General features: G+C 70.1%; 6 protein-coding genes. 3 read left to right on the forward strand and 3 right to left on the reverse strand.

Translation table 11 applies throughout. The features are described 5' to 3' along the window. The first annotated feature begins 144 nt into the window (after positions 1 to 144). Positions 145 to 3,372: an AAA family ATPase gene (locus tag ACY5KJ_RS02785; protein ID WP_462202730.1), complete on the forward strand. Its 3,228-nt coding sequence runs from the start codon at positions 145 to 147 to the stop codon at positions 3,370 to 3,372. 23 nt (positions 3,373 to 3,395) lie between these two features. Here the strand turns inward: ACY5KJ_RS02785 and ACY5KJ_RS02790 are convergent, their stop codons facing one another. Further along, the gene (locus tag ACY5KJ_RS02790) at positions 3,396 to 3,698 is read right to left on the reverse strand and encodes a hypothetical protein (protein WP_462202731.1); all 303 of its coding nucleotides are present in this window, start codon (positions 3,696 to 3,698) and stop codon (positions 3,396 to 3,398) included. A 263-nt stretch (positions 3,699 to 3,961) separates the two neighbouring features. On the opposite strand from ACY5KJ_RS02790, the gene ACY5KJ_RS02795 reads away from it, so the two are divergent. Further along, the gene (locus ACY5KJ_RS02795) at positions 3,962 to 4,213 is read left to right on the forward strand and encodes a hypothetical protein (RefSeq protein WP_462186455.1); all 252 of its coding nucleotides are present in this window, start codon (positions 3,962 to 3,964) and stop codon (positions 4,211 to 4,213) included. A gap of 42 nt (positions 4,214 to 4,255) precedes the next feature. On the opposite strand, the gene ACY5KJ_RS02800 is transcribed toward ACY5KJ_RS02795, so the two are convergent. Together ACY5KJ_RS02800 and pgi are read right to left on the reverse strand one after the other, a co-directional pair. Next, positions 4,256 to 4,597 carry an STAS domain-containing protein gene (locus ACY5KJ_RS02800; protein WP_462202732.1) on the reverse strand — a complete coding sequence of 114 codons (342 nt, stop codon included), beginning with the start codon at positions 4,595 to 4,597 and terminating at the stop codon, positions 4,256 to 4,258. A 94-nt stretch (positions 4,598 to 4,691) separates the two neighbouring features. After that, positions 4,692 to 6,362 carry a glucose-6-phosphate isomerase gene (gene pgi, locus ACY5KJ_RS02805; protein WP_462186457.1) on the reverse strand — a complete coding sequence of 557 codons (1,671 nt, stop codon included), beginning with the start codon at positions 6,360 to 6,362 and terminating at the stop codon, positions 4,692 to 4,694. A gap of 269 nt (positions 6,363 to 6,631) precedes the next feature. On the opposite strand from pgi, the gene ACY5KJ_RS02810 reads away from it, so the two are divergent. Then, on the forward strand, positions 6,632 to 7,454 hold an 823-nt coding region (locus tag ACY5KJ_RS02810), incomplete at its 3' end, for a serine/threonine-protein kinase (protein WP_462186458.1).

Raw genomic sequence — 7,454 nt, forward strand, 5'->3', positions numbered from 1 at the left:
CGGCCGTCGGCGGATGAACCGCCCGGGTCGCGCCGTCCCGGCCGGGACTCGACGGTGGCACCGGCGTGGGACGGGTCACCTCAGGCGACTCGGGTACGCACATCCCCCACCGCCTCGGGTCGCGATCGGCCTACCATCCGGCATATGGTGCCGTGCCCGACCTGCGCGGAGGACAACCCCGAGCGGGCGCGCTTCTGCTCCGGATGTGGGAATCCCCTTCCCACCCCGGGGAGCGGCGCCCGGAAAACCGTGACGATCATGTTCGTGGACATCACCGGGTCCACCGACATCGGCGAGAGAATCGACTCCGAACCGCTGCAGCAGGTCATGTGGCGGTTCTTCACCACCGTCCGTGAAGTGATCTACACCCACGGCGGGTCGGTCGAGAAGTTCATTGGCGACGCCGTCTTCGCCGTCTTCGGCATTCCCGTGCTGCACGAGGACGACGCGCTGCGCGCGGGTCGCGCCGCCCTCGACATCCGGGCGGCGATGGAGGCGCTCAACGCCGACCTGCAGCGCGAGTGGGGCCTGAAACTGCGGGTGCGGATCGGGATCAACACCGGCGAGGTGACCGTCGCCGGCGGTGGCGTCACCGGCGATCCGGTGAACGTCGCCTCCCGGCTGGAACACGCCGCTCCCCCTGACGAGATCCTCATCGGGGACACCACCTACCGCTTCATCCGGCACAGCGTCACGGTGAGCCCGCTCGGCCCCTTGGTCGTCCAGGGCAAGCGCGACCCGCTGCGGGTGCACCGATTGATCGGGCTGGTCGACCCGACCGCGGGTCCCGGCAGCCGGGCCCCGACCCACGGCTTCACCGCCCCGGTCATCGGGCGTAACCGGGAACGCCGCCGGCTGCAGGACGCCTTCGAGGCCGTGGTCGAGGAACGCACCTGCCACCTGTTCACCGTGCTGGGCCCGGCGGGCATCGGCAAGTCCCGGATGGTCGGCGAGTTCTGCGCGGCCATGGCGAACCGGGCGACCGTGCTCACCGGGCGTTGCCTGTCCTACGGCGAGGGCATCGCCTACTGGCCGCTGATGGAGATGGTGCGCCAGGCCACCGGTCTGTCCGCCGACGAGAGCGCCCCGGACGGGCGGCGTCGGCTGCGGGAACTGCTCGACGGTGTCACCCAGGCGGCCGAGATCGTCGAGGCGCTCGCGCCCCTGGTGGGGCTGGGCGGCGCGGAACTCGGTCCGCAGGAGAGCTTCTGGGCCGTCCGGTCCTTCTTCCAGGCGCTGGCGGCCCGACGCCCGCTGATCCTGTGGTTCGACGACGTGCACTGGGCCGAGCCGACCCTGCTCGACCTGCTGGAGAACATCGCCGACTGGTCCCGCGACGCCCTCATCATGCTGCTGTGCCTGGCCCGCCCGGAACTGCTGGAGGAGCGGCGGGACTGGGGAGGCGGCAAACTCAACGCCACCTCGATGCTGCTGGCGCCGCTGACCGAGGCACGCTGCCAGCGCCTGATCCGCACCCTGATGGGCTCCGACGACCTCGACCCGGCCCTCGTCTCCCGGATCACTACCTCCGCGGCCGGCAACCCACTGTTCGTCGAGCAGATGGTGGCGGCCCTCGTCGACGACGGCCTGCTGCGCCGGGAGGGCAGCCGGTGGATCGCCACCGGCAGCCTGCGCAACGTGACGGTGCCGCCGACCATCTCGTCCCTGCTCGCGGCCCGGCTCGACCGGCTCGACCCGCCCGAACGGCGGGTCCTTGAACGCGCCGCCATCGTGGGGGAACGCTTCTACCTCGACGCCGTCATCGACCTGTCGGACCCGAACGAACAGCCGATGGTCGCCGCCCACTGCCTGAGCCTGGTCCGCAAGGAACTGGTGCATCCGGACCGGTCCGACCTGCCCGGCGTCGAGGCGTTCCGGTTCCTGCACGTGCTGCTGCGCGACTGCGCCTACCAGTCCACCGCCAAACGGCAGCGCGCCGATCTGCACCAGCGGTTCGCCCAGTGGCTGCAGACCCGGCTGGAGGGCGGCCCCGGTGAGCACGACGAACTGGTCGGCTACCACCTGGAGCAGGCGTTCCGTTACCGGGTGGAGATCGGGCAGCGCGACACCGAGACGGTCGAGCTGGGCCGATCCGCGGCGACCTGTCTGATCGAGGCGGCGGACCGGGTGCGCCAGGGCGACGAGACCGGCGCGGCCCAGCTGCTCAAGCGGGCCATCACCCTGCTGCCCGAGACGGACCCGCTGCGGCTACGGGCCGAGATCGACCTCGGCTGGGCGCTGTACTCGTTCGGCCGGCTCTCCGACGCCGAGCGCATCCTGCGCCAGGTGACCGAGCGGGCCCGGCGCGCCGGGGAGGAGGGCCTGCGGGCCCACGCCCGGCTCGCGTACCTGCGGGTGCTGTTCTCCACCGATCCGGAGGGCCTGGTCGCCAGGACGCTGACCGAAGCCGCGGCGTGCCTGACCAACTTCGTGCAGGCCGGCGACGAGGTCGGCGCGGCGCTCGCCTGCCGCAGCCAGGCCAACGCCTACCTGGCGGCCGGGCAGTTCGCCGCGGCCGAGCGGGCGATGGAGAACGCCGTCCGGCATGCGGAAGAGTCCGGCGTGCCCCGGGCCGCGCAGTCGCTGCGCCGGGAGCTCACCATGCTCATGAGCTGGGGGCCCCGGCCAGTCGCCGTCGGGATCACCCGGGCAAACGAGGCCCTCGACGCCGCTGACGACGACCGGGCTCTGCGTCGGGCCGTGCTCGCCCAGCTCGCGGTCCTCACTGCCATGTCGGGGGATCTGGAGGGCGCGCAGATCCATCTCAAGGCGACCGAGGAGATCGTTCACGACCTGCGCGCCCCTCGGGTCGACCCCTTTCATGGCGGGTTCGTCGTGGCCCGGGTGGCACTGCTCGCCGACGAGCTGGCAGTCGCCGAGCGGGAGCTGCGGCGAAGCTGCCGGCAGCTGTCCCGGATGGGGGAACGCGCGTTCCTGGCCAACCGGGCCGCGGCACTCGCCGACGTTCTCGTCCGGCTCGGCAAGGTCGACGACGCGGGCAAGTACGTCACCCGGTGTCGGGACGCCGCCGCCGCCGACCAGCTACCGGCCCAGGCCGGATGGTGCGGGGTCCACGCGAAGCTCTTGGCGCTGCGCGGCCGCGATGCCGAGGCCCTCCGGTTCGCCGACACCGCCGTCGATCTCGCCAGCCGCACCGACGACACCGACGGCCAGGGACACGCGCTGCTGTCCCGCGCCGAGGTGCTCTACCGGGCCGGCCGCAAGGACGACGCCGCCGAGAGCCTGGAAGCTGGCATCACCCGGTATCTGCACCGGGGCAACGTCGCCGCGGCAAACCTCGGCCGCCGGCTGTTCGGCACGCTCGACGACCCCCCGCCAGGGACGGGAGGCCCCTCGCCGGGAACGGGATAGCGGGGCGGCCCGCGCCCGCACGCTCAGCGCAGCAGTCCGCGCAGCCGCGCCTGTTCCTGCAACCAGTACATCTCCTGCGCCCACAACCGCAGCCGCTCGACGGCGGCGAGCTCGCCGGCCAGAGCCTGCGCCACGGACGGCCGGCTCAGCACCTCAACGCCGAGGGGCGCCCACTGCCAGTCGGCCTCCTCCTCGCAGGCTCGCTGGTAGGCGGCCCGCCGCAGGGCTATCTCGGCAAGGGCGAAATCGACCTGCTCGGAGAGCAGGTCGAGACGCGCAAACAGGTCCGCGTCACGAACCCACGGACGGCCGCTATAAGTGGGCAATGGAACGGGCCGCGCAGACATATTGGGGGAAGGGTACGAGCCCGCGGACACCGGGAACAACACGCATCCCGGAACAGACCCCTGAGCTGCGGTTTATTCTTCCACCCGGCCGGAATCGGCGACCCCCTCGGGGAGAACCCGGTGGACACCCGAGTCGGGTGAGACGACGGTCGGGACGTGAGCAACGGAGGTCCGAGGGTAACGCCTACGGTACGGCGTCCATGGTGCCGATCAGATCCGTAAGCCAGCCTGGGGGTCTTTCGGTGAGTCTCACACCACCCGTCCTGCTGATGGTGCTCGGTTTTCCACTCTTCGTGATGGCGGGGATGCTCATGATGGGCGGGATCGAGAAACGTCTGATCGGCTCCCGCGGGTTGCTCTCCCTGGTCACCGAGGACGGCACCGCCTCGGTGGGCGACTCCGGACCATCCGGTGCACGACCGTCACCCAGCGCACCCGCCACCCTCAGCGCACCCGCGTCATCGGGCGATCGGACGTCACCGCTCATCAGCTGAGCCGTCTCCCAGCCCGCGGGGTGCGGACAGGTGAGGCGGCGGTCAGCGGCGGCGGGATCCCCCGCCGACCCGCAGTCGACCGTCGAGACCGGCCTCCCGCAACAACGCGGCGAACGCCGGCGTGGGTGCCTGGATCTCCAGACGTGAGTGCACCCGGCGGAGCAGCAGATCGGCGCGGAGCAGAGCGGCGAGCCCCGGGATGTCGATCGAGCGCAGGCCCGCGACATCCACCGTGACCGTCCCCCCGCCCCGGCCGAGATGCTCGCCGATCTGCTCACGGAACCGGAGCCGCCCGGCAGTGTCGAGTTCCCCGGCGAGTTCGATGAGCACGTCCTCGCCTGTCCGCTGCACGGACATCCGCAAGGCTCCAGCATCCACCCGCATGACTTCCACCCCCCGATGTCGTCACTGCGTGGGGTCACCCCCCGATCAGTTACGCAGAGTAACATGCCTCGGTTGGCTGGATCCCCGGCGGACGTCAGCCGGCGCGCAGACGCTTGATCAGAGCGTTTGTCGAGCTATCATGCCCCAGCTCCGGTTCCTGCTCGGACCCGAATTCCGGAATGATCCGACCGGCCAGCACCTTGCCGAGCTCCACGCCCCACTGGTCGAAACTGTTGATCCCCCAGATGACACCCTGGGTGAACACCTTGTGCTCGTACAGTGCGATCAGCTGACCGAGGGTGAACGGAGTCAGCTGCTGGGCGAGCAGGGTGTTCGAGGGTCGATTACCCGGGAAGGTCCGATGTGCAACGAGGCCCGGCGCGACACCCTCGGCGGCCACCTCCGCGGCTGTCCGGCCGAACGCGAGGGCCTCCGTCTGCGCCAGGAAGTTGGCCAGCAGCAGGGCATGCTGGTCCACCCCGGCGCCGTCCGCCGTGCCCACCCCGGGATGGTTCGGCCGCACGAAGCCGATGAAATCAGCCGGGACGATCGTCGTCCCCTGGTGTAGGAGCTGATAGTACGCATGCTGTCCGTTCGTGCCGGGAGTCCCCCAGACGATCGGTCCGGTCGGCGTCGGCACGGGCCGCCCGGTGAGATCGACCGACTTCCCGTTGCTCTCCATGTCCAGCTGCTGGAGATAAGCCGGGAATCGGCCCAGGTAGTGGCTGTAGGGCAGCACCGCGTGCGTCGCGGTACCGAAGAAGTCGCGGTACCACAGGCCGATCAGGCCGAGCAGAACCGGAAGGTTCCGCTCGAACGGAGCCGTCCGGAAGTGCGTGTCCATGGCGGCGAAACCGGCGAGGAACTCCCGGAAGTTCGGCGGCCCGATCGCGATCATCAGCGAGAGGCCGATCGCGGAGTCCACCGAGTACCGGCCGCCCACCCAGTCCCAGAACTCGAACATGTTCTCGGTGTCGATACCGAACTCGGCGACCTTCTCGGCATTCGTGGAGACCGCGACGAAATGCCGGGAAACGGCGTCCTCGCCGAGCAGGCCGGTGAGCCAGGACCGCGCGGCCCGCGCATTGGAGATCGTTTCCAGGGTGGTGAACGTCTTGGACGAGACGATGAACAGGGTGCTGGCCGGATCGAGATCGGCGGTGGCCTCCCAGATGTCGGTGGGGTCGACGTTGGAGACGAACCGGACTTCGATCGACCGGTCGGCATAGTCGCGCAGGGCGTCGTAGGCCATGGCGGGTCCCAGGTCGGAGCCGCCGATGCCGATGTTGACCACCGTCCGGATCCGCTCACCGGTGGCACCCAGCCATTCTCCCGACCGCACCCGGTCGGCGAATCGGGACATCGCGTCGAGCACCCGATGCACGTCGGGGACGACGTCGGCGCCATCCACCTCGATCCGGGTGCCGGCCGGGGCGCGCAACGCCACGTGCAACACCGGTCGGTTCTCGGTGACGTTGATCCTCTCGCCCTGGAACATCGCCTCGATCCGGTCCGCCAGCCCGGCGCGCCGGGCCAGCGCGGTCAGCAACTCGACGGTGCGCGCGGTCAGCCGGTTCTTGGAGTAGTCAAGATAGAGTCCGTCCGATTCGACGGCGAACGTCTCGCCACGCCGGGGATCGGCGGCGAACAGATCCCGCAGGGACACCTCGGAGATCTCGCGCAGATGCGTGGTGAGCGCCGCCCATTCCTCGGTCGCGGCGATGTCCAGCGGAGCCACCGGGGCAGCGGGCTCGGTTGTCGACATGACGTGGGATGCCCTTCCTCGCAGGTTCAACATGTGCCGCAGTGCCCATCATCCGCACTGCGGCGACGGCGGCGCTCGCCAGCCCCGTCGGCCTGCCCGTGTCGCCGATCCGGCACGCCGGACCGGCCGGCCGGGGGTAGGGAATGGGGGGTCAGGGCCGTAGGATCACCAGGAACCCGACGAAGGGCGTCATTGCAGGCCAGGATGGTTCTCGGCGCACGGGTGGCGGTACAGCGGATGCCCGGCGTGGTAGCGGACGGATCTGGACCTTGTTGATAGATAAATCTCGGGTGGAGGCGGCGCTTCCCGGTTACTCCGTCGAGGGCGACCTGGGCCGGGGTGGCTACGGGCTCGTGCTGGCCGGCCAGCACCGGCTCATCGGCCGCAAGGTCGCGATCAAGATCCTGCTGGACACCTCCGACGACCCCGATCTGCGTGCCCGCTTCCTGTCCGAGGCTCGGGTGCTGGCTGAACTGGACCATCCGCACATCGTGCGTATCCACGACTACGTGGAGCACGAGGGCACCTGCCTGCTCGTCATGGAGCTGCTCTCCGGCGGCACGCTCAAACAGCGGATGAGCTCGGGACCGGTCTCCGCCGAGACCACCTGCTCGATCGGGCTCGCGGCCGCGGCCGCCCTCGCCACAGCGCACGGCCACGGAGTGCTGCACCGGGACATCAAGCCGGACAACATCATGTTCGTCGGCGACGGGCTGCTGAAGGTGACCGACTTCGGCATCGCCAAGATTTTCGACGGAGTGGAGACCACCGCCAGCGCGATCCTGGGAACGCCGCGTTACATGGCTCCCGAGCAGATCATAGGGACGCGTCTCTTCCCGTCCACCGATCTTTACGCCCTCGCGGGTGTGCTCTACGAGATGATCGCCAACCGACCGCTGTTCGGCCGTCAGATGGCGGTGCAGCCGCTGACCCACCACCATCTGACAAGCATGCCGGAACCGCTCACCATGGTTCCGCCACCCGTCTCCGCGGTGATCCTGCGGGCGCTGGCGAAGGATCCGGGCACCCGCTTCGCCGACGCCGCCGACTTCGCCCTGGAACTCGCCCGAGCGAGCAGCCGCGCGTTCGGCC

It is taken from the genome of Frankia sp. CcWB3 (assembly GCF_977927595.1).

What these genes read in the sequence shown, in the direction of transcription:
- ACY5KJ_RS02800 (WP_462202732.1), bottom strand. Translation starts at nt 4,597, where the DNA reads ATGCGGGTGGATGCTGGAGCCTTGCGGATGTCCGTGCAGCGGACAGGC.
- pgi (WP_462186457.1), bottom strand. Translation starts at nt 6,362, where the DNA reads ATGTCGACAACCGAGCCCGCTGCCCCGGTGGCTCCGCTGGACATCGCC.
- ACY5KJ_RS02785 (WP_462202730.1), top strand. Translation starts at nt 145, where the DNA reads ATGGTGCCGTGCCCGACCTGCGCGGAGGACAACCCCGAGCGGGCGCGC.